This window comes from Rudaea sp. (genome assembly GCF_047601565.1).
Classification (GTDB): domain Bacteria; phylum Pseudomonadota; class Gammaproteobacteria; order Xanthomonadales; family Rhodanobacteraceae; genus Rudaea.
This window is the reverse complement of sequence record NZ_JASGIY010000001.1, coordinates 269,630-293,441: the sequence shown is the minus strand read 5'-3', so window position 1 is coordinate 293,441 and position 23,812 is coordinate 269,630. Positions and strand designations below refer to the sequence as shown.

23 protein-coding genes are annotated in these 23,812 nt (G+C 67.0%); 14 read left to right on the top strand and 9 right to left on the bottom strand.

The annotated features are described in order from the left end of the window. Nucleotides 1-2: 2 nt before the first annotated feature. The gene (locus tag QM741_RS01280; protein WP_415205949.1) at nt 3-701 is read right to left on the bottom strand and encodes a response regulator; all 699 of its coding nucleotides are present in this window, start codon (nt 699-701) and stop codon (nt 3-5) included. 233 nt (nt 702-934) lie between these two features. On the opposite strand from QM741_RS01280, the gene QM741_RS01275 reads away from it, so the two are divergent. Beyond that, nucleotides 935-1,903, top strand: coding sequence for a sulfotransferase family protein (locus QM741_RS01275; protein ID WP_415205948.1), 969 nt, complete (start codon nt 935-937; stop codon nt 1,901-1,903). A 24-nt stretch (nt 1,904-1,927) separates the two neighbouring features. On the opposite strand, the gene QM741_RS01270 is transcribed toward QM741_RS01275, so the two are convergent. Then, complete coding sequence (locus QM741_RS01270) at nt 1,928-2,719, bottom strand: undecaprenyl-diphosphate phosphatase (protein ID WP_415205947.1); 792 nt, start codon at nt 2,717-2,719, stop codon at nt 1,928-1,930. Nucleotides 2,720-2,794: 75 nt separating this feature from the next. Between QM741_RS01270 and gcvPB the strand changes: the two genes are divergently transcribed. The 6 genes from gcvPB to QM741_RS01240 all read left to right on the top strand — a co-directional run bounded on the left by gcvPB (nt 2,795) and on the right by QM741_RS01240 (nt 7,719). Further along, complete coding sequence (gene gcvPB / locus QM741_RS01265; RefSeq protein ID WP_415205946.1) at nt 2,795-4,291, top strand: aminomethyl-transferring glycine dehydrogenase subunit GcvPB; 1,497 nt, start codon at nt 2,795-2,797, stop codon at nt 4,289-4,291. Between the two features lie 23 nt (nt 4,292-4,314). Then, nucleotides 4,315-4,689 carry a diacylglycerol kinase gene (locus tag QM741_RS01260; RefSeq protein WP_415205945.1) on the top strand — a complete coding sequence of 125 codons (375 nt, stop codon included), beginning with the start codon at nt 4,315-4,317 and terminating at the stop codon, nt 4,687-4,689. A 139-nt stretch (nt 4,690-4,828) separates the two neighbouring features. Then, the gene (locus QM741_RS01255) at nt 4,829-5,548 is read left to right on the top strand and encodes a TerC family protein (RefSeq protein ID WP_415205944.1); all 720 of its coding nucleotides are present in this window, start codon (nt 4,829-4,831) and stop codon (nt 5,546-5,548) included. A 72-nt stretch (nt 5,549-5,620) separates the two neighbouring features. Further along, nucleotides 5,621-6,253: a LemA family protein gene (locus QM741_RS01250; protein WP_415205943.1), complete on the top strand. Its 633-nt coding sequence runs from the start codon at nt 5,621-5,623 to the stop codon at nt 6,251-6,253. A 43-nt stretch (nt 6,254-6,296) separates the two neighbouring features. Then, nucleotides 6,297-7,220, top strand: a complete 924-nt coding sequence (locus QM741_RS01245) for a TPM domain-containing protein (RefSeq protein WP_415205942.1) — start codon at nt 6,297-6,299, stop codon at nt 7,218-7,220. Between the two features lies 1 nt (nt 7,221). Then, on the top strand, nt 7,222-7,719 hold the full coding sequence (locus tag QM741_RS01240; protein ID WP_415205941.1) for a TPM domain-containing protein: 498 nt from the start codon (nt 7,222-7,224) through the stop codon (nt 7,717-7,719). On the opposite strand, the gene QM741_RS01235 is transcribed toward QM741_RS01240, so the two are convergent. After that, nucleotides 7,716-9,785, bottom strand: coding sequence for a thioredoxin domain-containing protein (locus QM741_RS01235; protein WP_415205940.1), 2,070 nt, complete (start codon nt 9,783-9,785; stop codon nt 7,716-7,718). The genes QM741_RS01240 and QM741_RS01235 overlap by 4 nt on opposite strands. 79 nt (nt 9,786-9,864) lie before the next feature. Between QM741_RS01235 and lgt the strand changes: the two genes are divergently transcribed. The 3 genes from lgt to QM741_RS01220 are packed head-to-tail and all read left to right on the top strand — an operon-like array spanning nt 9,865 to nt 12,061. Next, complete coding sequence (lgt, locus tag QM741_RS01230; protein WP_415205939.1) at nt 9,865-10,770, top strand: prolipoprotein diacylglyceryl transferase; 906 nt, start codon at nt 9,865-9,867, stop codon at nt 10,768-10,770. After that, complete coding sequence (locus QM741_RS01225; protein WP_415205938.1) at nt 10,770-11,564, top strand: thymidylate synthase; 795 nt, start codon at nt 10,770-10,772, stop codon at nt 11,562-11,564. The genes lgt and QM741_RS01225 overlap by 1 nt, the downstream gene beginning before the upstream one ends. Further along, entirely contained in the window at nt 11,564-12,061 is a 498-nt protein-coding gene (locus tag QM741_RS01220) for a dihydrofolate reductase (protein WP_415205937.1), read from the top strand. Before QM741_RS01225 ends, QM741_RS01220 begins: the two co-directional genes overlap by 1 nt. 8 nt (nt 12,062-12,069) lie before the next feature. Here the strand turns inward: QM741_RS01220 and QM741_RS01215 are convergent, their stop codons facing one another. From QM741_RS01215 to rsmA, 3 genes are read right to left on the bottom strand one after another with little or no spacing between them, the layout of a single operon-like run. Further along, nucleotides 12,070-12,918 (bottom strand): symmetrical bis(5'-nucleosyl)-tetraphosphatase, encoded by an 849-nt coding sequence (locus QM741_RS01215; RefSeq protein ID WP_415205936.1) that lies wholly within the window; start codon nt 12,916-12,918, stop codon nt 12,070-12,072. A gap of 13 nt (nt 12,919-12,931) precedes the next feature. After that, nucleotides 12,932-13,315, bottom strand: coding sequence for a Co2+/Mg2+ efflux protein ApaG (apaG, locus tag QM741_RS01210; protein ID WP_415205935.1), 384 nt, complete (start codon nt 13,313-13,315; stop codon nt 12,932-12,934). A 31-nt stretch (nt 13,316-13,346) separates the two neighbouring features. Next, entirely contained in the window at nt 13,347-14,141 is a 795-nt protein-coding gene (gene rsmA / locus QM741_RS01205; protein ID WP_415205934.1) for a 16S rRNA (adenine(1518)-N(6)/adenine(1519)-N(6))-dimethyltransferase RsmA, read from the bottom strand. 245 nt (nt 14,142-14,386) lie between these two features. On the opposite strand from rsmA, the gene QM741_RS01200 reads away from it, so the two are divergent. Continuing rightward, nucleotides 14,387-15,307 carry a DMT family transporter gene (locus QM741_RS01200; protein WP_415205933.1) on the top strand — a complete coding sequence of 307 codons (921 nt, stop codon included), beginning with the start codon at nt 14,387-14,389 and terminating at the stop codon, nt 15,305-15,307. After that, nucleotides 15,298-15,918 (top strand): glutathione S-transferase, encoded by a 621-nt coding sequence (locus QM741_RS01195; protein ID WP_415205932.1) that lies wholly within the window; start codon nt 15,298-15,300, stop codon nt 15,916-15,918. The genes QM741_RS01200 and QM741_RS01195 overlap by 10 nt, the downstream gene beginning before the upstream one ends. A 13-nt stretch (nt 15,919-15,931) precedes the next feature. On the opposite strand, the gene pdxA is transcribed toward QM741_RS01195, so the two are convergent. From pdxA to QM741_RS01180, 3 genes are all read right to left on the bottom strand, one after another. Next, nucleotides 15,932-16,918 (bottom strand): 4-hydroxythreonine-4-phosphate dehydrogenase PdxA, encoded by a 987-nt coding sequence (gene pdxA / locus QM741_RS01190; protein WP_415205931.1) that lies wholly within the window; start codon nt 16,916-16,918, stop codon nt 15,932-15,934. 69 nt (nt 16,919-16,987) lie between these two features. Then, a complete protein-coding gene (locus QM741_RS01185) occupies nt 16,988-18,346 on the bottom strand; it encodes a peptidylprolyl isomerase (RefSeq protein ID WP_415205930.1) in 1,359 nt (452 codons plus the stop codon). Nucleotides 18,347-18,476: 130 nt separating this feature from the next. Next, entirely contained in the window at nt 18,477-20,954 is a 2,478-nt protein-coding gene (locus QM741_RS01180) for an LPS-assembly protein LptD (RefSeq protein WP_415205929.1), read from the bottom strand. 158 nt (nt 20,955-21,112) lie between these two features. On the opposite strand from QM741_RS01180, the gene msrB reads away from it, so the two are divergent. Continuing rightward, a complete protein-coding gene (gene msrB / locus QM741_RS01175) occupies nt 21,113-21,508 on the top strand; it encodes a peptide-methionine (R)-S-oxide reductase MsrB (protein WP_415205928.1) in 396 nt (131 codons plus the stop codon). Between the two features lie 114 nt (nt 21,509-21,622). Then, nucleotides 21,623-23,797: an acetyl-CoA hydrolase/transferase C-terminal domain-containing protein gene (locus QM741_RS01170; protein ID WP_415205927.1), complete on the top strand. Its 2,175-nt coding sequence runs from the start codon at nt 21,623-21,625 to the stop codon at nt 23,795-23,797. Nucleotides 23,798-23,812: the final 15 nt, after the last annotated feature.

Below are 23,812 nucleotides of genomic sequence, written 5' to 3'. Positions count from 1 at the left end.
CGTCAGCTCTCGTCGACCACGCGGAACAGGTAGCCGCCGCGCTGGATCGTGTGGATCAGCGAATCGCCGTCGGCCGCGGGGCCGAGCTTGCGGCGCAGCTTGGAGATGTGCACGTCGATGCTGCGGTCGAACGGGCGCAGCGTGCGGCCGAGCACGGTCTGGGCGATGGCGTCCTTGCCGACCACGCGGCCGGCCTCGCGCATGAGCAGGGCGAGGATGTTGAACTCGGTGCCGGTCAGCGCGACCGGCTCGCCGCGCACGCTGACCGTGCGCGCCGCCGCCGCGAGCCGCACCGGGCCGAGGGTCAGGTCGCCGAGATGCGAGTCCGCATCGCCGCGCGTGCGGCGCAGGATCGCGCGCAGGCGCGCGGCGATCTCGCGCGGATTGCACGGCTTCGGCACGTAGTCGTCGGCGCCCAGTTCGAGGCCGAGGATGCGGTCGATGTCCTCGCCGAGCGCGGTCAGCATCAGCACCGGCAACTGCGAGGAGCGGCGCAGTTCGCGCAGCACGTCGATGCCGGATTTCTGCGGCAGCATCACGTCGAGGATCATCGCCTCGTAGCTTTCGTCGGCGAGTCTCTGCAGCGCCGCGTTGCCGTCCTCGGCAACCTCGACCTGGAAGCCCTCGCGCGCGAGGAAGTCGCTGAGCAACTGGCTGAGTTCTTCGTCGTCGTCGGCCAGCAGGATTTTCGCGTCGCTCATGGCCGCACTATAGCGTTGCCGCATCGCGCTGTCGCGGATCGCAGCGCGACTGCGAATTTGCTTTACATTTGTTTGCCGGATTTTCTTTTTTTTGAACGTTCTCGATACATCCCGCTGCGTATAGTCGCCCCGTGGCGTTTCACGGGAATGCAGCAAATGCGGGGCAGACGTTTTCCACGGCCGGACGATGCGGCGGATCCATGCCCGGCACCGGACCGCGCGGAGTGCCGACGATGAGTGCGGCGGTGCGACAGCGCTCGTGGCTGGGGACGATGCTCGCGACTGCCGCGACGCCGGCCGCGGCTACGCCGGGCCATGTGTTCATCGTCGGCTGCCCGCGCTCGGGGACGACCTTCCTGCAGGCCGCGCTAGCCGCGCACCCGCAGATTCTTTCGATGCCGGAAACCGCGTTGTTCGAGCATGTCGTTCCGGGCAAGCCCGACCTGTGCATCGCCGACGGCCGCCTTTGCATGCGCATGCTAAGGCGCCGCGGAGTTCCCGGTCTGCACCGTCATCGCGGTATCCGGCGCGTGTTCGCCGACTTGGCGCAGACGCTCGACATGCGCGAAAAGCGCCCGCGCCTGCGCTATCGCCTGTCGGGCTACGTGCGCGACTTCGTCGCTTTGCTCGACGAGGTGAGTCTGGCGCGCGGCAGGTCGGTGTGGATCGAGAAGACGCCCAGCCACGTTTTCCACATCGACACGATCGCCGAACACGTGCCGAATCCGAAATTCGTGCACATCCTGCGCAACGGCGAGGAAGTCGTCGCCTCGCTGATCGACGCCTGCCTGCGTTACCAGCACGAGATGAAGGGCCTGGCCTTCGACAAGAGCATTCCGTACTGGATCGCGTACTGGAACGCCGCGATGGAAATCCACGAGCGCCATGCCGGCCATCCCGATCATTGCATCGTGTTCTACGAGGACCTGATCGACGATTTCGCCGGCGAGTACGCGCGCATTTGCGAATTCGTGGGGGTGTCCATACCCGAGCGCCCCGGTCGCATCACCGAGCCGCTTGCGCGCATCGCGCGCGAGCCGTGGAAGCGCCAGGCGCTCAGCGGCGAGTTGGTCGTGCCGGCGCGCAAGTTCGAGCGCATGTTCGGTCCCGAATGCCAGCGCTGGATACGCGAGGAACTGAAACCCTATGCCGAAGTGCGCGCTGCGTTCGCGCGCGCCGGCCGCGGCACATCGTCGGGCTGATGGAGTGCGGGCGCGGCCTGCCGCTCAGGCGCCGGCGAACGGAACTGCGAGCAGGGTGATGCCGAGCGCGATGCGGTAAAGCGCGAACGGCGTGAAGCGATGCGTGCGGATGAAGCCGAGCAGCCACTTCACCGCGGCGAACGCGACGACCATCGAGACGACGAAGCCGAGCGCGAGCGCGCCCCAGTCCTCGTGGCCTTCCCCGGCCTTCGTCGCCTTGAGCAGTTCGTAGCCCGACGCGGCGAACATGGTCGGGATGCCGACGAGGAAGGCGAATTCGGTCGCCGCGGCGCGGTTGCTGGCGCCGGCGAGCATCGCGACGAAGATCGTCGCCGCCGAGCGCGAGGTGCCGGGAAAGATCGCGGCGACGACCTGGGCGAGGCCGACGAGAATCGCGACCTTCCACGTGATGGTCGCCGAATCGCGCAGCTTCGCGGCGAAATGCTCGGCGGCGATCATCCACAATCCGCCGATGACGAACGCCCAGGCGATCGGCGTGATGTCGTCCTTGAGCTTGAAGCCGAGCCCGGTCATGACGAAGCCGAGCGCGGCGGTGATCAGGAACGCGGCGATCAGCTTCGGCGCGTAGTCGCGGTTTTCCGGTTTGTGGAAACTCGTCGCAAGCTGCCACAGGCGCTGGCGGTAGATCAGCACGACGGCGAGGATCGCGCCGGCTTGGATGACGACGTTGAACATCTCGCTGCGCGCGCCGAGCCAGTGCTCGGCGACGAGCAGATGGCCGGTCGAGGAGATCGGCAGGAATTCGGTGATGCCTTCGATGATGCCGAGCAGGACGATGCGGAGGAATTCGGGCATGGAGGGCCGGGGGGCGGGCAGGGGGAATCTTGTGGCATCATACGTCACCTTCGCTAAATCCCGCTGCCCGCATCCATGCTGATCTTCGAACTGTCGCAACCCGGCCGCAGCGCGGCTGCGCAGATTCCGGCCAAGGCCGCCGTCCCCGCCGACCTGCCCGAACGGTTCCGCCGCACGACGCCGATCGGCCTGCCCGAAGTCTCCGAGCTTCAGGTCGTGCGCCATTACACCAACCTGTCGCGCAAGAATTTCTCGATCGACACGCAGTTCTATCCGCTCGGCTCGTGCACGATGAAGTACAACCCGCGCGCGTGCCATTCGCTCGCGATGCTCGACGGTTTCCTCGCGCGCCACCCGTATGCGCCCGAGTCGAAGTCGCAGGGCTTTCTGGCCTGCATGCACGACTTGCAGGAAATCCTCGCCGACGTCACCGGCATGAAAGGCGGCGTCTCGCTGGCGCCGATGGCCGGCGCGCAGGGCGAGTTCGCCGGCGTGGCGATGATCATGGCCTACCACAAGCATCGCGGCGATCTCGAACGCACCGAGATCATCGTCCCCGACGCCGCGCACGGCACCAATCCCGCGACGGCGACGATGTGCGGCTGCACGGTGCGCGAGATTACGACGCAGGCCGACGGCGACATCGACGTCGAGGCGCTGAAGAAGGTGCTCGGACCGAAAACGGCCGGCATCATGCTGACCAACCCGTCGACGATCGGCGTGTTCGAGCGTCGCATCGTCGAGATCGCCAGACTCGTGCACGAAGCCGGCGGGCTGCTCTACTACGATGGCGCCAACCTCAACGCGATCCTCGGCAAGGTGCGTCCGGGCGACATGGGTTTCGACGCGATCCACATGAACCTGCACAAGACGTTTTCGACGCCGCACGGCGGCGGCGGTCCTGGCGCGGGCGCGGTCGGCGTGTCGGAGCGACTGAAACCGTTCCTGCCGATTCCGATGGTCGAGAAGCGCGCCGACGGCCGCTACGGCTGGATCCGCAAGAAGGACCGCCCGTTGTCGATCGGCCGCCTCACGAGCTTCGCCGGCAATGCGGGCGTGCTGCTGCGCGCCTACGTCTACGCGCGTCTGCTCGGCCGCGAAGGCATGCCGCGCGTGGCCGAGTACGCGACGCTCAACGCGAACTATCTCGCGCGCCGGCTCGCCGAGAAGGGCTACGATCTCGCCTATCCGAACCGCCGCGCGAGCCACGAATTCATCGTCACCGTGTCGAAGCAGAAGAAGCAGAGCGGCGTCACCGCGCTCGATTTTTCCAAGAGCCTGCTCGATCGCGACATCCATGCGCCGACCAATTACTTCCCGCTGCTCGTGCCCGAATGCCTGCTGATCGAGCCGACCGAAACCGAGTCGAAGGAGACGCTCGACGAATTCGTCGAGGTCATGGGCGACCTGCTCGGGCTCGCCGCGACCGATCCGCAGAAGATGAAGGATGCGCCGGTGACCCAGCCCGTGCGCCGCCTCGACGACGTGAAGGCGGCGAAGGATCTCGACCTCGCCTGGCGCGGACGCACGCACCTGCACGCCGCCGACACCGCGGTCGCGACCGGCGTCTGAACGCGCGTCGCAGGGGAGGGGGAATGCCCAGCACCGAACCGCGCGGCCCGAGGCAGATCTACAAGGCGCTGGGCTGGTCGCTCAAGGGCTTGCACGCGAGCTGGACGTTCGAAGCCTCGTTCCGCCTCGAAGTGTATCTTTCGATCGTACTGTTCCCGCTCGGGCTGTGGTTCGGACACGGCGCGGTCGAGAAGGCAATGCTGGCGGGTTGCCTGGTCCTCGTTCTCGCCGCGGAGATTCTGAACTCCGCGATCGAGGCCGTGGTCGACAAGACCACGCCCGAGTTCCACGAACTGGCCGGCCGCGCCAAGGATATGGGGTCTGCGGCCGTGTTCCTGCTCATGCTGAACGTGGTGTTGTGCTGGGGCTTGATTTTGTGGCAGCACGCTGCGACCTAGACCAATGCGGTTGCGTCCAGCTTGGGCGTAGGCCCGCAGGGCCGAAGTCGAAGGGCGGCCAGAGCGCTTCGGCTCCGCTCGCCGCGCGGGCTGCGTCCCGCGCGAACGGATAGAGGCTCATCAAGAGGAAGACGAGATTTTGGACGCTGAGCTCTGGATCGCACTGTTCACCCTGTCCACGCTCGAGATCGTTCTCGGCGTCGACAACCTCGTCTTCATCTCGATCGCGGTCGGCCGCCTGCCCGCCGAGCGGCGCGCGCTCGCGCGCAAGGTCGGACTCGCCTTCGCTTGCCTCACGCGCATCGCGCTGCTCGTTACGCTCGCCCATTTCGCGCGCATGGACGACAAGCACATGCCGTTGTTCACCTTGTTCGGCAAGGTCATCTCGGTGCGCGACCTCGTCCTCGGCGGCGGCGGCGCCTTCCTCATCGTCAAGGGCCTCATGGAGATCGCCGACGCGATCCGCGGCAAGCACAGCGAGGTGGTGGCCAGCGCCGCGGTCGCGGGCTTCGCCTGGGTCATCGCGCAGATCGCGGTGATCGACATCGTGTTTTCGATCGATTCGGTGATCACCGCGGTGGGCATGGTGCGCAACATCCCGGTCATGGTCGGCGCGATCATCCTCGCCGTTGCGGTGATGCTGTTCGCCTCAACGCCGGTCGGCGAGTTCATCGACAACAATCCGGCGATCCGCATGCTCGCGCTGGCCTTCATCGTGCTGATCGGCGGCGTGCTCGTGGCGGAATGCGTCGACGTGCACGTTCCGCGCGCCTACATCTACGGCTCGATGGCATTTTCGGCCGTAGTCGAGGTGCTCAACCTGTGGGTGGCGAAGAACCAGAAGCCGCCCCCGACCTGACCTGCCGCTTGCGCAACGCGCAGGCGCATTCGGTATGATGCTCCCGTTGCCATCCATCGGAGGGGTAAGACCATGCACCTGCAACGCATCGCACTGCTTTTGATCGCCGCGTTGGTATTATCCGGCTGCGGATACAACGCATTCCAGTCCAAGGACGAGGCCGCCAAGGCCGCCTGGTCCGAAGTGGTCAACCAGTACCAGCGCCGCGCCGACCTCGTGCCGAACCTGGTCAACACGGTCAAGGGCTACGCCGAGCACGAGCAGTCGACGCTCGAAGCGGTGACCAACGCGCGCGCCAGCGTCGGCAAGATCACGCTCAACGCCGACGATCTCACCGACGAGAACAAGATGAAGGCGTTCCAGCAGGCCCAGGGCGAGCTGTCGAGCGCGCTGTCGCGCCTGATGGCCGTGTCGGAGAACTATCCGAACCTCAAGGCCGACGGCCTGTTCCAGAACCTGCAGGCGCAGCTCGAAGGCACCGAGAACCGCATCGCCGTCGCGCGCAAGCGCTACATCGACACGATCCAGGACTACAACACCTTCGCGCGCAGCTTCCCGCAGAACCTCACCGCGATGATGTTCGGCTACAAGCCCAAGGCCAATTTCACGGTCGAAAACGAGAAGGCGATCTCGACCGCGCCGACCGTGGATTTCGGCAAGCCTGCGGCCCAGCCGGCGCAGCCGCCCGCCCAGCCCGCGCATTGATCGCAGCGGTGTGAAAAACACCACCGGACACGGATCGACACGGATGCGTGCGGATTTCTTTTCCGCTTCCGTCCGCGTCGGTTTGTGTTTGGCTTTCCTGTGCCTGTTGCTCCTGATCGCACCCGTGGTGCGAGCAGCCGAAGGCGACCCGCAGTCGGTGCCGCCGCTCAAGGCACATGTCACCGACCTGACCGGCACGCTCGATACGCAACAACAGCAGCAACTGGAAAGCGAGCTGACCGCGCTCGAGCAGAGCAAGGGCTCGCAACTCGGCGTCCTCATCGTGCCGACGACACAGCCCGAGGACATCGCGCAATACGGCATCCGTGTCGGCGACGCCTGGAAGCTCGGCCGCAAGGGCACCGACGACGGCGTGATCCTGATCGTCGCCAAGAACGACCGGCGCGTGCGCATCGAAGTGGGCCGCGGCCTCGAGGGTGCGATTCCCGATGCCGCCGGCGCGCGCATCATCCGCGAATACATCACGCCGAAGTTCCGCAGCGGTGATTTCTTCGGCGGCATCCACGACGCAACCGATGCGCTGACCAAGCTGATCCAGGGCGAGCCGTTGCCGCCGCCGTTGACCGACGAGCGCAAATCTTCGTCCGGCGACAGCGATCCGTTCAATGCCGCCATTTTCGCCGTGTTCGCCATCCTGTTCGCGCGCTCGCTGTTCGGTGGCCTGTCGGCGCCGCCGCGCGGCGGCCTCACCGCGCTCGTGGGCAGCGGCGCCGCATGGTTGATGTCCGGCGGCATCGTGCCGCTGACGATCGGGCTCGGCGTCGTTGGCCTCGTCCTCGGCCTGCTCGGCGGCGGCGGTGGCGGCCTCGCCAACCGCGGGGGCGGCTGGGGCGGTTTCCCGGGCGGAGGCTTCGGCGGTGGCGGTTTCGGAGGCGGCGGGGGAGGCGGCGGGTTCAGCGGCGGCGGCGGTTCGTTCGGAGGCGGCGGCGCCTCCGGGAGTTGGTGACATGGGCATCGCACGTCTGGCCAGGCATCTCGTTTCCGAAGGCGCTGCGCGCCGGCGCTTTCCGGACAGCACGCTCGATGTGATCCAGCGCGCGATTGCCGCCGGCGAAGCGTGGCACAAGGGCCAGGTCTGCTTCGCGATCGAAGGCGCGCTGTCGTTCGGCGAACTGCTGCGTGGCCGCAGCGCGCGAGAGCGCGCCCAGGAGGTGTTCGCGCATCTGCGCGTGTGGGACACCGAACACAATTCGGGCGTGCTGATCTATGTGCTCGTGGCGGATCACGCGATCGAGATTGTCGCCGATCGCGGCATCGCGGCGCGCGTACCGGAATCGGAATGGCAGGCGGTCTGCGCGCAACTGCGCGAACGCTTCGGCAACGGAGAGTTTGAATCCGGTGCGGTCGCTGCGGTCGAGGCGGTCAGCGATATCCTCGCCCATCACTATCCCGCCGACGGAACGCCGGTCGCGAACGAGCTGCCGGACAGGCCGGTGCGGCTCTAGTTCGCCGGATTTCCTTCTTTCAAAGCAAATGCGCTTGCGAGGCGGTCTGCGTCGGTGATCGGCGGGTCACACTGCGTGCCGTGGCAAACATAGGCGACGCCGCCGGCGGCGTACGTTTGCGCGGCAATTGCACCGGGCAGATCGCCAGCATAGTCCGGAATGAAGTATGCATCGACACGACGCGGATTGCTGGCTGTACGCAATGCGGCGCGCCATGCGTCGTCCTCCTCGACGGAATCGAAGCGCACGACGGCGAGCGTGCGCGGATGCAGGAAATCGTTGAGCGCGCGCTGCAGCGTCGCGCAGGCAGCGGGCATCTGCGTCATCGTCGCGTGAGCTGCACGCAATGTGCGCTCGGCCGCTTCCAGATAACGCGTTTCGCCGAGCAGATGCCCGAGACGCAGCAGCGCGCGTGCGGCGACGCCGTTGCCGGACGGCAGCGCTTCGTCGGCGTAAGGTTTGGGGCGCTGGATCAGCTTCTCGTGATCGTGCGCGGTGAAGAAGAAGCCGCCGTGTTCGCGATCCTCGAAACGTTCGAGCAGGATGTCGGCGAGACGGATCGCCCAATCGAGATGACGGTTGTTCCATTCCACCTGCAGAAAATCGAGCAGCGCGTCGAGCAGGAAGGCGTGATCGTCGAGATAGGCCGGCAAGCGCGTGTCGCGATCGTCGAGACTCGCGTAAAGCCGGCCGTCGCGCCATGCGTCGGCATGCAGGGGTTCGAGCGCGTTCGCGGCCAGCGCGGTGAATGCGGCGTTGCCCATCGCATGCGCGGCACGTGCGAGACCGCCGATCATCAGCGCATTCCATGCGGTCAAAATCTTGTCGTCGAGCGCCGGCCGCATGCGTTCGGCGCGTGCGGCGAACAGCTTCTTGCGTGCGCTGAACAGCAGGGCGTCGGCCTGCGGCATCGACAAGTTCAATGAATCCGCAACGGCTTCGAGCGGTTGCGCAACGATCGGATTCCAGACGTGATGTTCGAAGTTCGGCGGCCGGTCGAAGCCGTAATGGTGTTCGATCAAGGCGAATTCCTCCGCGTCCAATAGCGCGCGGACTTCGCCGCGACCCCAGACGTAGAACTTGCCTTCCTCGCCGTCGGAATCCGCATCGAGCGCGGAGTAGAACGCGCCATGCTTCGAAGTTCCCGACCCGGCGATCATTTCGCGCGTCAGCCATTCGGTGAACCGCTGCACGACTTCCGATTGAAGGTTGTCGCCGCCGATCTTGGCGCCGTCCGCGTACAGCGGCAGCAACTGCGCGTTGTCGTAGAGCATCTTCTCGAAGTGCGGAATTTCCCAGCGCTCGTCGACGCTGTAGCGGCAGAAACCGCCGCCGATCTGGTCGTGGATGCCGCCTTCGGCCATGCGGGTCAGGGTCAGTTCGACCATCGCACGTCCCCGTTGCGTGCCGAGGTCGAGCAGCAGTTCCATTTCCGGGCAGTGCGGAAACTTCGGCGCGCCGCGATGGCCGCCGTATTCCGGGTCGAAGCCGCGTTCGATCTGTTCGAGCGCTGCGCGGATCGGTGCGTCGTCCAGCGTGCCGTCATGCGCTTCGCCGGCGTCGTAATGTTCGAGGAACTCGCGCAACGTCGCGTTCTGCGCGCGCACCGCATCGCGCCGCTCATCCCAGAAGCCGCGCACCTGTTCGAGCACGTAGGCGAACGGCGGCATGCCGTAGCGCGCCTCCTTCGGGAAATACGTGCCGGCGTAGAACGGCGCGAGGTCGTCGGGCGCGAGAAACACGGTCAGCGGCCAGCCGCCGCCGCGCCGGGTTAGGGCCTGGTGGGCGAGCTGGTAGATCTTGTCGAGGTCGGGCCGCTCCTCGCGGTCCACTTTTATACAAATGAACTTTTCGTTCATGAGCCGCGCGGTCGCTTCGTCCTCGAAGCTTTCGTGCGCCATGACGTGGCACCAGTGGCAGGCGCTGTAACCGATAGAAAGCAGGATCGGCTTGTCCTGCGCGCGCGCCGCGGCCAGCGCCTCGGCAGTCCACGGCCACCAGTCGACCGGGTTGTCCGCGTGCTGGCGCAGGTAGGGGCTGGTTTCGGCGGCGAGGCGGTTGGGCATGCCGCAAGCGTAACCGAATCCGTTAAACTTCATATGCTCGCATCTTCAATGGAATGCCGGCTTTGCCGGCATGAATTGCATGTCGCCATATTTCCACGATATAGATCCGATCGCGTTCTCGCTCGGCCCCGTCGCCGTGCATTGGTACGGCATCATGTACCTGCTCGGCTTCGCCGGCGCGTGGTTCCTCGGCGATCACCGGCGCAGGCAGGGCAGGCTGCCGGTGAGCTACGAAGCGTTTTCCGACCTCGCCTTCTACGTGATGCTCGGCGTGATCCTCGGCGGGCGCATCTGGTACATGCTGTCCTATGTGTCGCTCGACTGGATCGTGCACGATCCACTCGCGATCTTCCGCGTCTGGGACGGCGGCATGTCGTTCCACGGCGGTCTGCTCGGCGTGCTGCTCGCGGGCTGGATCTGGTCGCGGCGCAATCGCATCCATTTTTTCGACACGATCGATTTCGTCGCGCCGCTCGTGCCGATCGGGCTCGGCCTCGGCCGGCTCGGCAACTTCATCAACGGCGAGCTCTGGGGCAAGCTGACGACGGAACCGTGGGGCGTGATCTTCCCCAACTCGCTCGAAAACCTGAACAAGACGCGCGAAGAACTGCATCGGATGTATCTCGCCGGGCAGCTCAACGGCGAGGCGCGCCATCCCTCGCAGCTCTACGAATTCGCGCTCGAAGGCGTGGTGATGTTCGCCGCGCTGTACGTGTTCTCGATGAAGCCGCGGCCGCGCTATGCCGTGTCGGGGCTGTTCGCGCTGATGTACGGCGTGTTCCGCTTCGCGGTCGAGTTCGTGCGCATTCCCGACGCGCAGCTCGGCTATCTCGCGTTCGGCTGGCTGACGATGGGGCAGATCCAGTCGCTGCCGTTGATCGTCATCGGACTTGTGCTGCTATGGCTGTCGCGCCGCGCGCCGACCTTGCGGCCCGATGCCGCGGCGGCAAACCCGCCCGCGGAGCCGAAAAAGGAAGCCGCCTGATGCGCCAGTATCTCGACCTGCTGCGCCATGTGCTCGACCACGGCGACGAGAAATCCGACCGCACCGGCACGGGCACGCTGTCGGTATTCGGCTGGCAGATGCGCTTCGATCTCGCCGACGGTTTTCCGCTCGTGACGACGAAGAAGCTGCATACCCGGTCGATCGTGCGCGAGCTGCTCTGGTTCCTCCGCGGCGATACCAACATCGGTTATCTCAAGGAACACGGCGTCGGCATCTGGGACGAATGGGCCGATGCGAACGGCGATCTCGGGCCGGTGTACGGCAAGCAATGGCGCGCCTGGAGCGCGCCCAACGGGCGCGCGATCGACCAAATCGCTGGCGTCATCGAGCAGATCAAGACGAACCCCGATTCGCGACGCCTCGTCGTCAGCGCGTGGAACGTCGCGGACCTGCCGAAGATGGCCTTGCAGCCCTGCCATACGATGTTCCAGTTCCACGTGGCCAAAGGCCGCTTGTCGTGCCAGCTCTACCAGCGCTCGGGCGACATCTTCCTCGGCGTGCCGTTCAACATCGCCAGCTATGCGCTGCTCACCCACATGATCGCGCAGGTGTGCGGATTGCAGCCCGGCGATTTCGTCCACACGCTCGGCGATGCGCATTTGTATAAAAATCATCTCGACCAGGCGCGGGAGCAATTGACGCGCGAGCCGTTGCCGTTGCCGACGCTCAGGCTCAATCCCGCGATCCGCTCGATCGACGATTTCCGTTACGAGGACATCGCAATCGAAGGCTACCGGTCGCACGCGGCGATCAAGGCGCCGATTGCCGTCTGATGGCCGCATCCATTTCCCTGATCGCCGCGCTCGACCGCAACCACGCCATCGGCCGCGACGGCGCGATGCCCTGGCATCTGCCCGACGATCTCAAGCGCTTCAAGGCGCTGACGCTCGGCAAGCCCGTGCTGATGGGACGCAAGACCGCGCTCGCGATCGGGCGCGCGCTGCCGGGCAGGCCGAATCTGGTGCTGACGCGCAGCGGCATCGCGCCGTTCGCGGACCAGCGTGCGGTCGCTTCGTTGGATGCGGCGATCGAGGCGGCGGCCGGCGCCGAGCTGATGGTGATCGGCGGCGGCGAAGTCTATGCGCTTGCGCTGCCGCGCGCGACGCGGCTGCATTTGACCTGGATAGACACGGCGGCGCGCGACGCCGACGCGCATTTCCCGCGCTTCGATCCCGCGCAATGGCACGAAACCTTCCGCGAGGCGCATCCTGCCGATGCGCGCCATGAATTCGGCTTCCGTTTCGTCGATTACGAAAGGGTGCGCGGATAGCGGTGGTTTCAGTCGGCTTCTTTGCCGACCGGTTTGGGGCGTTTCGACTGGATCGCGACGAACTGCGGCTCCTCCGCGTCGAGCCGCAGCGCGATCAGTTCGCCACCCCATACGCAGCCGCCGTCGATCGCCCAGACGCCCATGCCCATGAAGCGGCCCAGCGTCGACCAGTGGCCGCAGACGATGCGCACGTCGTGGTGCACGCGGCCGGGCACCTCGAACCACGGATAAAGGCCGGGTTTCTGGGTGCCGGGCGCGCCCTTCTCGCCGTAGGCGATGCGGCCGCGCACGTCGCAGAAACGCATGCGCGTCATCACGTTGATCGTTGCGCGCAGGCGGTCGACGCCGCGCAGCTTGGGCGACCACATATCCGGGCGGTTGCCGAACATCGCCTGCAGCAGGCGCCTGGCCCCGTCGCCGGCGAGCCGGGCCTCGACCTCGCGTGCGGCGCGCTCGGCGCGATCCAGCGTCCAGCCCGGCGCGAGGCCGGCATGGACGAGAGCGAAGTTCAGCGCACGGTCGACGTGCAGCAGCGGGCGCGTGCGCAGCCAGCCGAGGATCGAATCGCGGTCGGGCGCGAACAGCACTTCACGCAGTTCGGGGTTGACCTTGGCCTGTGCCGCCTCTTCCCGCTCGGCGATCGCGAGCAGCGAGAGGTCGTGGTTGCCGAGCACGACGACGGCGCTTCTGCCGAACGACTGCACCTGGCGCAGCACGGCCAGCGACTGGCCGCCGCGGTTGACGAGGTCGCCGCAGAACCAGAGCGTGTCGCGCGAGGAGTCGAAACGGATCTTCTCGATCAGTTGCGCGAGTTCGTCGTAGCAGCCCTGCACGTCGCCGATCGCATACGTGGCCATCAGCGCCGCGCCCTCAATGTACGGTCCTGGGAATCGACAGCGTGAACTGTGGAATCGTCGCGTCGAAGCGGCGGCCGTCATCGGCCAGCATCTGGTAGCTGCCGCGCATCGTGCCGACCGCGGTTTCGAGCACGGCGCCCGAGGTATACTGGAAATCGTCGCCGGGCCGCAGCCACGGCTGCTCGCCGACCACGCCCTCGCCGCGCACTTCCTGCACCTTGCCGTTCGCGTCGGTGATGATCCAGTGGCGCGAGATCAGGCGCGCCGCGACGCGGCCGGTGTTGGCGATGCGGATCGTGTAAGCGAACGCATAACGATCGGAGTCGGGCATCGACTGGTCGTGCAGGAATCGCGTCTGCACGGCCACGCTGATCGCATAGGGGCTGTCGTCGTTCATGCGGCGATTGTGCGCAGCCGCGGTGAACGAATCAACCTTTCGCTTGCAGGTGCCGGGCCAGCGCGACGAAAGCCGCCGGTGCGATCTGCTCGGCGCGCTCGCGCGGATCGATGCCGGCGGCGGCGAGGTCGTCCGCATCGGCCACGCCGCGCAGTGCGTTGTTCAAGGTCTTGCGGCGCTGGCCGAACGCGGCGCGGACGACGCGGTCGATCGCGGGGAAATCCGTTTGCGGCAGCTTGTCCTGCGGCAGCGGCACGAGGCGCACGACCGCCGAGTCGACCTTCGGCGGCGGCGAGAACGCGCCCGGCGGCACGTCGAACAGCGGCTCGATCGTGCAGCGCAGTTGCAGCATCACCGAAAGGCGGCCGTAGGTCTTGCTGCCGGGGCCGGCGGCCATGCGTTCGACGACCTCCTTCTGCAGCATGAAGTGCATGTCGGCGATCGCCGCGGCGTGGTCGAGACAATGGAACAGGATCGGCGTGGAGATGTTGTAGGGCAGGTTGCCGACGAGGCGGATCGTGTCGCCTGCGGCGAGCGCGCCGATCTCCACTTCGAGCACGTCGCGGTGCACGATCGCCAGTTCGCCGATGCCGGCCGCGCGTGCGCGCAGCGGCGCTATCAGGTCGCGGTCGAGTTCGATCACGATCAGGCCGCCGGCGGCGCGCAGCAGCGGCAGGGTCAGCGCACCTTCGCCGGGGCCGATCTCGACGATGCGATCGCCCGGCCGCGGTGCGACATATTCCACAATGCGGCTTAGTATATTTTTGTCGCAGAGGAAGTGCTGTCCGAAGCGCTTCTTGGCGACGTGTGGGGCGAAATCGTGCATGGCGCTCAGGCGGTGCGGAACTCGGGGCGGTACGTCGACGGCGGCGGAGCGCGCGGCGGCAGGCGGTGCCGGGAATTCATGCGCGAGCGGCTCTACGAAACGCAAGGGGCGCAGTCTAGCATCCATCGTGCGACGCTCGCGGGCGAAGCGCACAGGCGCCGTTCCTCGCGCGCCCGCGCGGCGGTACGATGCGCGTCCGGTTTGCGGTCGCGCGAATCCACGCGCGCCATTCCAAGGAACTTCCGATGAATGTCTCCGTTTTCGCCCAACTCGTCGCGCTCGGCATGATCTGGGGCGCCTCGTTCATGTTCCAGCGCGTCACCGTGCCGGTGATCGGCGCCGGGCTCACCGGCGCCGGGCGCATGATCTTCGCCGCACTGACCTTGCTCGGCGTGCTCGCGCTGCTGCGCAAGCCGCTGTGCTGGCGTGCGCGCTGGCGCGACTATCTGCTCGTCGGCATCATCGTGATGGGTCTGCCGCTGACCTGCTTCGCGATCGCCGCGCGATCGCTGCCGACCGGCTATCTCGCCGTGCTCAACGCGACCGTGCCGTTGTTCGCCGTGCTGATCGGCTGGATCAACACCGGCGCGCGGCCGTCGGCCTCGAAGCTGGCCGGCGTGGTCGTAGGCGTGGCCGGCGTCGCCACGCTGGCGAAGTTCGGCCAGCTCGCGCTGGACTGGCAGACCGCGCTCGGCTTCGCCGCGGCGCTGTTCGCCTCGCTGCTCTACGCGGTCGGCGCGATCATGGCGAAAAAACGCTACGGCGGCGCCGATCCGCTCGTCGTCACCGCCGGCAACCTGATCGGCGGCTCGGTGCCGCTCGTGCCGGTGGCGCTGGCGACCGCGCCGGTCGCGTTGCCGCCGGCGGGCGTGACGGCGGCGCTCGTCGCGCTCGGCATCCTCTGCACCGGCATCGCCTACGCGCTGTATTTCCGCATCCTGCGCGCGGCCGGCGTCGAACGCACGGTGACGGTGACCTTCCTGGTGCCGCTGTTCGCGCTGATCTGGGCGGCGCTGTTCCTGCACGAGCCGATCACCTGGGCGGCGCTCGCGGGCTGTGCGCTCGTGCTGTCCGCGGTCGCGTTGATCTTCGAGAAGGTGCCGGGCTTAGCGCCTGCGTCCGCGGCCGCCGCACCGCTCGTCGCCAAGGAGGGACCATGCAACTGATCGGCATGCTCGATTCGCCCTACGTGCGCCGCGCGGCGGTATCGCTGCAACTGCTCGGCGTGCCGTTCACGCATCGCTCGCTGTCGGTGTTCCGCGGCTTCGAGGAATTCCGCACGATCAATCCCGTGGTCAAGGCGCCGACGCTGGTCTGCGACGACGGTACCGTGCTCGTCGATTCCGGGCTCATCATCGACTACGCGCAGGCGCTGGCGGGCAGGTCGCTGGCGCCCCGGGAACCGGCCGCATTGCGTCGCGTGCTGCGCATCACCGGCCTCGCGCTCGCCGTCGCCGAGAAAAGCGTGCAGATCTACTATGAGTGCGAGCTGCGGCCGCCCGCGGCGCGGCATGCGCCGTGGATGGAGCGCGTGAGCGCACAACTGCATGCCGCCTGCGTCGCGCTCGAGGCGGAACTCGCGCGGCCGCCGTCGCCGACGGACCGGGCCGGAGTCGTCACGGCCGTCGCCTGGCGCTTCAGCCGCGGCGTGGTTCCGGACGCCATCGCCGCGCTGGATTGTCCGCGTCTCGACGCGTTCTCCGCAGCCGCCGAAGCGCTGCCGGAATACCGCGCCGCGCCGTTTGGCGACGGTACTTATCCCGTGGCCGGCGCGTAGCCCGGGCGGCGATTCATTCGCGCCGCGGCGTCGCGCGCGCGAGTTCGAGCGCGAGCCGGGTTGCGGCGACGAGGCTCGATGCGTCGGCGCGCCCCGTGCCGGCGAGATCGAGCGCAGTGCCGTGGTCGACCGAGGTGCGGATCCACGGCAGGCCCAGGGTGACGTTGACCGAATCGCCGAAGCCGAGCGCCTTGAGCACGGGCAGGCCCTGGTCGTGGTACATCGCGAGATACGCGTCGTATTTCGCGCGCAGCGCGGGCAGAAACGCCGTGTCGGCCGGCAGCGGGCCGTCGATCTCGATGCCTTCGCCGCGCAGCGTTTGCAGGGCGGGGACGATGGTGTCGATTTCCTCGCGGCCGAGATGGCCCGATTCGCCCGCGTGCGGATTGAGGCCGAGCGCGCAGAGGCGCGGCTGCGCGAGGCGGAATTTCGCGTGCAGGTCGCGATCGAGAATGCGCCCGACGCGAACCAGTAGGTTGCGCGTGATCGCAGCCGGCACGGCGGCGAGCGGCAGGTGCGTGGTCGCCAGCGCCACGCGCAAGCCGGGCGCCGCCAGCATCATGACGACGTCGCAATGCGCGCGCGCGGCGAAGAATTCGGTGTGGCCGGTGAAGGCGATGCCGGCGTCGGCGATCACGCTTTTCTGCACGGGCGCGGTGACGAGCGCTGCGAACTCGCCCGAGGCACAGCCGTCGGCGGCGCGTGCGAGCGTGGCTGCCACGTAGTCGCCGTTGCGCGGATCGAGCCTGCCGGGCGTGGCGGCGACATGCAGCGGTACGTGCAGGCAGCGCAGCGTGCCGGGTCTGCGCCGGGCGATCGGTGCAGCCGGATAATCTTCGAGACTCAGGGTGAGGCCGCGTGCGGCGGCGGCCGATTCCAGCAGGCTCGCATCGGCGATCGCGACGAGGTCGGCCTCGAGGTCGGTCGCGGCCAGCGCCGCGACGAGTTCGGGTCCTATGCCGGCCGGCTCACCGGCGGTGATGGCGATGCGCGGCAGCATGGGTCCAGTGGCGGTCGGGTAAAGCCGGCGTCGTTCCCGCACGAGCGGGAACGACCGCAAGGCGGGGCGTTATTTGGCTTCGGCCTGTTTGACCGCCGCGCCCGAGCAGGCGGGGCGATCCTTGTTGACGTAGGTCGGATCGACCGCGCAGATGTACGAGTCCGAACGGAACTGGCGCAGCGTGCTCTCGATTTCGTCCTCGGCCTTGCGCTGGCGGATGAGGTCGCGCGCCTGGTCGCGCTGCATCTGGACGGTACGGTCGGCGTCGCGCTTGCCGAGCAATTGCAGGATGTGCCAACCGGCGTCGGACTGGAACGGCTGCGAGATTTCGTCGGTCTTGAGCGAGCCGACGGTGGTGGCGACGGCGGTGCCGAAACGCTCGATCGGGAACCAGCCCATGTCGCCGCCGAGGTTGGCGGTCGACGGATCCTTCGAATATTCCTTGGCGAGCTTGGCGAAGTCTTCGTGGCCGTCGACGATGCGGTGGCGCAGGTCCGCGACGGTCTTCTGCGCCTCGGCGCTCGACGCGAGTTCGGTGACGGGGACCAGGATATGGCGCGCGTGGTATTCGGTGACGACCTGTTTGCCGCCGTTGCCGCCGCGCTTGTCGATGACCTTGATGATGTGGAAGCCGTTCGGGCCGCGCACGACCTGCGACACCTGGCCCGGCGAGAGCGTGTCGGCGATCTGCACGAACGCCTCGGGCAGCGCGTTGAACGGGCGCCATTGCAGGTCGCCGCCGTCGAGCGCGTCCTGCGCGTTCGAGTAGCGGATCGCGGCGGCGGCGAAGTCGAGGCCGCCGTCGATCTGCTTCTTCACGTCGTCGGCCTTGTCCTTCGCGGCCTTGATCTGGTCCGCGCTCGCGTTTTCGGGCGTGGCGATGAGGATGTGAGCGAGGTGGATCTCGCCGGTCCTGACGTTGCCGCTCGCGAGCAGCGTGTCGATCTCGGCGTCGCTGACCTGACCCACGCCCTGCGCGATGCGCTGCTGCAGGCGCTGGACGAGCAGCGTCTCGCGCGTCTGCTTGCGGAAATCGTCGTAGTCGATGCCGTCGCGCGCGAGCGCGCCGCGCAACTGGGTGACGTCGATGTTGTTGCTCTGCGCGAGGCGCTGGATCGCCTGGTCGACCTCGTTGTCGGTGACGCGGATGCCGGTCGAGGACGCGCGCTGGATCTGCAGGCGGTTCATGATGAGGCGATCGAGCGCCTGGCCGCGCAGTATGTCCAGCGGCGGCAGTTGCTGCGGGTTGCTGCGGTACTGCGCCTGGATTTGCGCGACGAAGCGGTCGAGTTCGCTCTGCAGGATCACGTCGTCCTCGGCGATCGCGACGATGCGGTCGAGCGGTTCGACCGGCTGGATCTGCGCGCGCGCCACGGGTGCGGCGATGGCGAGGAAGAGGGCGAGGAAGGCGGCGAAAAACTTGTTCATCGGCAACTCGGGAGTCGATCGGAGTCCGGCGGCGGGCGCCGCGGCGTCCGCACGAAGGACGGGAAGATAGCGCGGGAACCCTGAACGGATTCCGCGCGTGTGCCCGTGCGGTCGTGCGCAGCGGGACAAATCATCGATAGCCAAGGATAGCATTACGCAGGAAATTCTGCGTGCGCTCGCCGCTGGCGCCGATGCCCTTGAACTCGACTTCGACGAACAGGGTGGTTTCCGGCTTGACGTCGGTCGGGATGATGATGCCGTTGACGCCGAAGTTGCTCAGGTTGGTGAGCCAGCGCCGGGCGACGACGCGCGCGGCCACGCAGCAACTGTCGTACTGCACGCCGGCGAACGCTTCGAGCAGGCGCTTGTCGCGCGCCGAATAGTAGTAGCGGCCGACGAGACTCCAGCGCGGGTTGAGTGGGATCAGTGCGCTGGCGTCGTAGGTTTCGAGGAAGTCGTAGGTCAGGACGGAATCGGCATACGGCGTGAAACCGCGGCGGTAGCGGTAGGCGAGGTTGATGACGCCATCGGTACCGAAGCGGTGCTGCAGCGAGATCGAGTTGAAGTCGGTGTGCTTGCCGGTCGCGACGGTCGTGTTCGTCACGGAATCGAACTCGTGCGGATGCGTGTTCCACTGCAAGTCCCAGGTCAGGCTCCAGCGTTTGTTGAGGTTCAGTTGCAGTTCGGTGAACAGGTCCTTGCCGGCGATGTCGATCGCGGGGTAGTACGGCAGGGTCACGCGCGGCGTTCTGAATTGATGGATCTGGCCGATGCTGGCGCTGAGCAACTGGTCGCCGCTGTCGGCGTCGATCAGGCGCGAGGTCAGGGCGAGGGTGGCCTGGTTCGCGTCCGCCTGGCGGTCGCCGCCGGTGTAGGCGTTGGTGCGGAACAGGCTCGGGAAATCGAGGTATGGCAGCGAGGTGTCGAAGTTCGGCAGTTTGTCCTGGTTGCGGTACGGCACGTAGAGATAGAACAGGCGCGGCTCCAGCGTCTGCGTGAACGAGTTGCCGAACAGCTTGGCATCGCGCTCGAAGTTCAGCCCCGAATCGACGCTGGCGATCGGCAGGCTGCGGCTCGGCGAGGTGCTGGTGACCGCCGCGTTGGTGTTGTAGCGGAAGTCCGCAAGATCGTACTGGGTGTAGCGATAGCCCAGCGTCGGCCGCAGGAACCAGCCCAGCGTTTCGAGCGGATACGAAATGTGCGGGTACAGGTCCAGTCGCTGGCCGGTGATCGAGTAGCCGCGCTCGAAATGGACGTATTCCGACTCCATGCCGAACTCGAATCCGCCGAAGCGCTGGGAGACGACGTTGAAGGTCACGCGCGGCAGGCGCGTGTAGGGTTTGAACACGACCGGATTGGCGCAGCCCTGCAGCGCTCCGCCGCTGGCACAGTAGGCTTCGAGGGTCGGATCGCTGACCTGCCAGTCGTCGCCGCCGATGGCCATGTTCCACCACGAGCCGTTGCCGTTGACGTAGGCGTTCGAAGGCAGCAGGCTGATCGCGGTGCTCTGGAAGCTGTCGCCGAAGTCGCGCAGGTAGCGGTCGTCGGAGACGCGGTGGACGTCGGTCGTCGCGCTCCAGTTCGAGGTGAATGTGGTCCAGTTCTGCAGGCGCAGGTAGCCGCGGTTGGAGTCGCCGGTGTCGTCGTCGTGCGGCAGGTAGCCGACGTCGAGCAGCAGGCGGTCATGTTCCGACAGGTAGCGGAACTCGGCGTCCAGCATCGGCCCGCGCTTGCTGTACTCGATCGGCTTGAGGGTGAGGTCGTAGTTCGGCGCGAGGTCGAGGTAATACGGAATGCCGAGCTTGAGTCCGCGCCGGCTGCTGTAGCCGAGCACCGGCATCAGGAAACCGGAATGGCGGTCCTCGTCGATCGGGAACGAAAGATAGGGAAACCAGAAGAACGGAACGCCCTCGTAGGCCAGCGTCACGCCATGGCCGTAGCCCTCGTTCCTGACCTTGTCGATATCGAGGGTGTCGGCGCGCATTTCCCACTGGCGTTCGCCCGGATCGCAGGTGGAAAACGTGGCCTGCGTCATCTTCGAATGGTCGGGATCGGTCTGGTTGACGATCGCGGCGACGCCGTTGCCGCGCTGGTCGAGCATCTGGTAGCGCGCGGCGTCGAGCCAGGTCACGCTCGGCGTGGTCGTGCCGCGCGCCTTGTCGGCGGCCAAGAGCATGCCGGCGTCCTGGTAGCGCACATGACCGGTGGCGGTGTAGTCGGTGGTCTCGCTGTCGAAGGTGAAGAAGTCGGTGCGCAGCAGGGCGTCGAGGCGCTGCACGCGCACATCGCCCTCGAGCCGCTCGTGCGTCTGGTCGATCCGGGTCACCTTGTCCGCGTCGGCCAGCGTCTGCGCCTTCGAGCGGTCGCCCGCGGGCGGCAGGCCCGAGACGAAGAAGTCGAGCAGGTCGTTGCGCTTGCACTTGCCGTATTCGTTCTTCGGCGCCGCGCAACGCAGCACGCCGGCCGGGCAGGCGTATTGCGTCGTCGCAGGCGCGATCACCGCAGTCTGCGCGAAGACGGATTCGATCAGCGCGGTGGCCAGCAGCAGCGGCAGCAGGCATCGTGAAAGACGCGGGAGCCGGCGGTCTGACAACGAAAATGGCGGCACGGGAAGTCGCAGGCAATCGTGAGGCCGGCAAGCTTGCCCGAAACGCGACAGAGGGGCAATCGGCCACACGGGTTCCGCTGGTCTGCCGTTCATGCCGAACGGCTTGCGGCTCCGGGATTCGGCCGCATATCTTCATCCGGTACGACCAGGAGAACGCGATGGGCGGCAAGATCGAAAAGACCGATGCGCAGTGGCGTGCGGAATTGAACTCCGAGCAGTACGCCGTGTGCCGCTGCTCGGCGACCGAGCGGCCGTTCACGGGCAAATACTACGACCATCACGACGCGGGCACGTATCTCTGCGCGGCCTGCGGCGCCGAACTGTTTTCCTCACAGGCGAAATACGAATCCGGCAGTGGTTGGCCGAGCTATTGGCAGCCGGTCGATGCGGCCGCGGTCAGCGAGCGCGAGGACGCGAGCCACGGCATGCGCCGCGTCGAGGTGAGATGCGCGCGCTGCGACTCGCACCTCGGCCATGTCTTCCCCGACGGGCCGAAGCCGACCGGCCTGCGCTACTGCATCAACTCCGCGGCTCTCGGATTCGAACCTGCGTAGTGCCGTCGCGGCGCCCCGCGTTCCGGCTTCGGTGCGGCATGCGCGCAAGCAGGCCGCGTGGCCGCGGAGTGCGCAATCTGCGATCATTTTCGCAGTTCGGTGAGGGAGATGGACGTGAGCGGAACTGCGCAAATGCTCTCTTCGGTCGACGCCTGCGTCGAGCGCATCGTTGCGCGCGCGGGTTCCGCGCTGTGCGTGGCAGCGCCGCTCGGCCTGGGCAAGCCGAACGTGCTGCTCAATGCGTTGTATCGCCGCGTCGAGGCCGACGTCTCCCTGCGCCTGGACCTCTTCACCGCCCTTTCGCTCGCGCGACCGCAGGCGAAATCCGATCTTGAACGGCGCTTCGTCGAACCGTTCCTCGCGCGCCATTTCGGCGCGGACTACCCGGACCTGCTCTACGTCGGCGCGCAGAAGGCCGGCAGGTTGCCGGCGAACATCCGCATCCACGAGTTCTACCTGCAATCCGGCGCGCTGCTCGGCGTGGAATCGGCGCAACGCGACTATGCGAGCCTGAACTACACCCACGTCGCGCGCGACCTGGTCGATTGCGGCATCAACGTGATCGTGCAACTCGTCGCCGCACGCGAGGAGGCGGGCCGCATCCGCTACAGTCTCGCCTGCAATCCCGACGTCACCGCCGACCTGATCGACCGCATGCGCGACACTGGCGCGGCGCGGCCCTATGTCGTCGGCGTCGTGCATCCCGACCTGCCGTTCGTCGGCAACGAGGCCGAGGTCGCGGCGGATTTCTTCGACGCGCTGTTGTTCGAACAGGCGAACCGGCACACGCTGTTCGCCCTGCCGCGCGCGGCCATCGATCCGGTCGAATACGCGATCGGCCTGCACGCCTCCGCGCTCGTGCGCGACGGCGGCACGCTGCAGATCGGCATCGGTGCCTTGTCCGACGCGATCGTGCACGCGCTGCTGCTGCGCCAGCGCGACAATGCGACCTACCGCGCGGCGCTCGATGCGGTCGGCGCGCAGCTTGGCGACGGGACTTTGGCGGCGCGCATCGGTGGCCTCGGCGGTTTCGCCGCCGGACTGTACGGCGCCAGCGAAATGGTCATGGACGGTTTCATGCACCTTGCCGACGCCGGCATCCTCAAGCGCCGCGTCTACGACGACTACGCCATCGAGCGGGCGCTCGAGGACGGCGGCATCGGGGATACGCTGCACGCGCACGCGGCGGACGCCCTGTACGCCTGCGGCGCGCTCGGCCCGTACATCGACAAGAGCGAGTTCGCGCGCCTGATCCGCTTCGGCCTGCTGCCCGAGGGCACGCAGATGGGATTCACCGCGTTGCAATTGGCCGACGGATCGAGCCTGCCGCTCGACCTGGGCAGCGCCGAGGCGCGCGCGCAATGGAACCGCGTCCTCGCCGGCCGCACGCTGCGCGAGGGCCGCTACCTGCGCGGCGCGTTCTATCTCGGCTCGAAGGCGTTCTACGCATGGCTGCGCGGACTCGAGGGCGCGGCCTTCGACGGCCTGTCGATGACGCGCGTCTCCGACATCAATCAGCTCTACGGCGGGCGCGAGTCGCTCGATGCGCTGCAGCGCCGCGACGCGCGCTTCTTCAACACCTGTATGATGACGACGCTGCTCGGCGCGGCGACCTCGGACGCGCTCGCCGACGGCCAGGTCGTCAGCGGCGTCGGCGGCCAGTACAACTTCGTTGCGATGGCGCACGCGCTGGGCGGCGGGCGCTCGGTGCTGCTGCTGCGCGCGACGCGCGAACACGCTGGCAAGGCCGAGTCGAACCTGCTATGGAATTACGGCCATACCACCATTCCGCGTCACCTGCGCGACGTTTATGTGACCGAATACGGCAGCGCCGACCTGCGCGGCAAGTCCGACGAGGATTGCATTCTCGCCATGCTCGCCATCGCCGATGCGCGCTTCCAGGACGGCCTCGCCGCACAGGCCAAGGCCGCCGGCAAGCTGCGCGGCGACTTCGAGATCCCGCGTGCGTGGCGAGCGAATACGAGGGAAAACCTCGCCGCGGCATTGAAGCGCGGCGAACTGGCAGCCCACTTTCCGGCTTTTCCGTTCGGCAGCGATTTCGACGAAACCGAGTTGCGCCTGTTGCCGGCGCTGGTCCGGCTCAAGGCGCTTTCCGCGAGCAGACGGAAGATGGCATTTTTCTTGCTTAAGTCCTTTATATCTGTGCCTCGCGTAACCGACGGGGAAGCGCTCATGGCGCGACTGAATCTGCATCGCCCCGCGACATTGGCCGAAAGGCTGACGCGCAGGCTCGTGCTCGCGGCCCTTGCCGAAACCAACCGGAATTGAGATGTACGTGCTGTC

Coding starts and splice junctions, on each gene's coding strand:
- QM741_RS01245 (WP_415205942.1), top strand. CDS start 6,297: ATGCGTGCGGATTTCTTTTCCGCTTCCGTCCGCGTCGGTTTGTGTTTG.
- QM741_RS01275 (WP_415205948.1), top strand. CDS start 935: ATGAGTGCGGCGGTGCGACAGCGCTCGTGGCTGGGGACGATGCTCGCG.
- QM741_RS01225 (WP_415205938.1), top strand. CDS start 10,770: ATGCGCCAGTATCTCGACCTGCTGCGCCATGTGCTCGACCACGGCGAC.
- gcvPB (WP_415205946.1), top strand. CDS start 2,795: ATGCTGATCTTCGAACTGTCGCAACCCGGCCGCAGCGCGGCTGCGCAG.
- QM741_RS01220 (WP_415205937.1), top strand. CDS start 11,564: ATGGCCGCATCCATTTCCCTGATCGCCGCGCTCGACCGCAACCACGCC.
- QM741_RS01260 (WP_415205945.1), top strand. CDS start 4,315: ATGCCCAGCACCGAACCGCGCGGCCCGAGGCAGATCTACAAGGCGCTG.
- QM741_RS01250 (WP_415205943.1), top strand. CDS start 5,621: ATGCACCTGCAACGCATCGCACTGCTTTTGATCGCCGCGTTGGTATTA.
- QM741_RS01185 (WP_415205930.1), bottom strand. CDS start 18,346: ATGAACAAGTTTTTCGCCGCCTTCCTCGCCCTCTTCCTCGCCATCGCC.
- pdxA (WP_415205931.1), bottom strand. CDS start 16,918: ATGCTGCCGCGCATCGCCATCACCGCCGGTGAGCCGGCCGGCATAGGA.
- msrB (WP_415205928.1), top strand. CDS start 21,113: ATGGGCGGCAAGATCGAAAAGACCGATGCGCAGTGGCGTGCGGAATTG.
- QM741_RS01195 (WP_415205932.1), top strand. CDS start 15,298: ATGCAACTGATCGGCATGCTCGATTCGCCCTACGTGCGCCGCGCGGCG.
- QM741_RS01280 (WP_415205949.1), bottom strand. CDS start 701: ATGAGCGACGCGAAAATCCTGCTGGCCGACGACGACGAAGAACTCAGC.
- QM741_RS01270 (WP_415205947.1), bottom strand. CDS start 2,719: ATGCCCGAATTCCTCCGCATCGTCCTGCTCGGCATCATCGAAGGCATC.
- QM741_RS01240 (WP_415205941.1), top strand. CDS start 7,222: ATGGGCATCGCACGTCTGGCCAGGCATCTCGTTTCCGAAGGCGCTGCG.
- QM741_RS01215 (WP_415205936.1), bottom strand. CDS start 12,918: ATGGCCACGTATGCGATCGGCGACGTGCAGGGCTGCTACGACGAACTC.
- apaG (WP_415205935.1), bottom strand. CDS start 13,315: ATGAACGACGACAGCCCCTATGCGATCAGCGTGGCCGTGCAGACGCGA.
- QM741_RS01235 (WP_415205940.1), bottom strand. CDS start 9,785: ATGCCCAACCGCCTCGCCGCCGAAACCAGCCCCTACCTGCGCCAGCAC.
- lgt (WP_415205939.1), top strand. CDS start 9,865: ATGTCGCCATATTTCCACGATATAGATCCGATCGCGTTCTCGCTCGGC.
- QM741_RS01200 (WP_415205933.1), top strand. CDS start 14,387: ATGAATGTCTCCGTTTTCGCCCAACTCGTCGCGCTCGGCATGATCTGG.
- rsmA (WP_415205934.1), bottom strand. CDS start 14,141: ATGCACGATTTCGCCCCACACGTCGCCAAGAAGCGCTTCGGACAGCAC.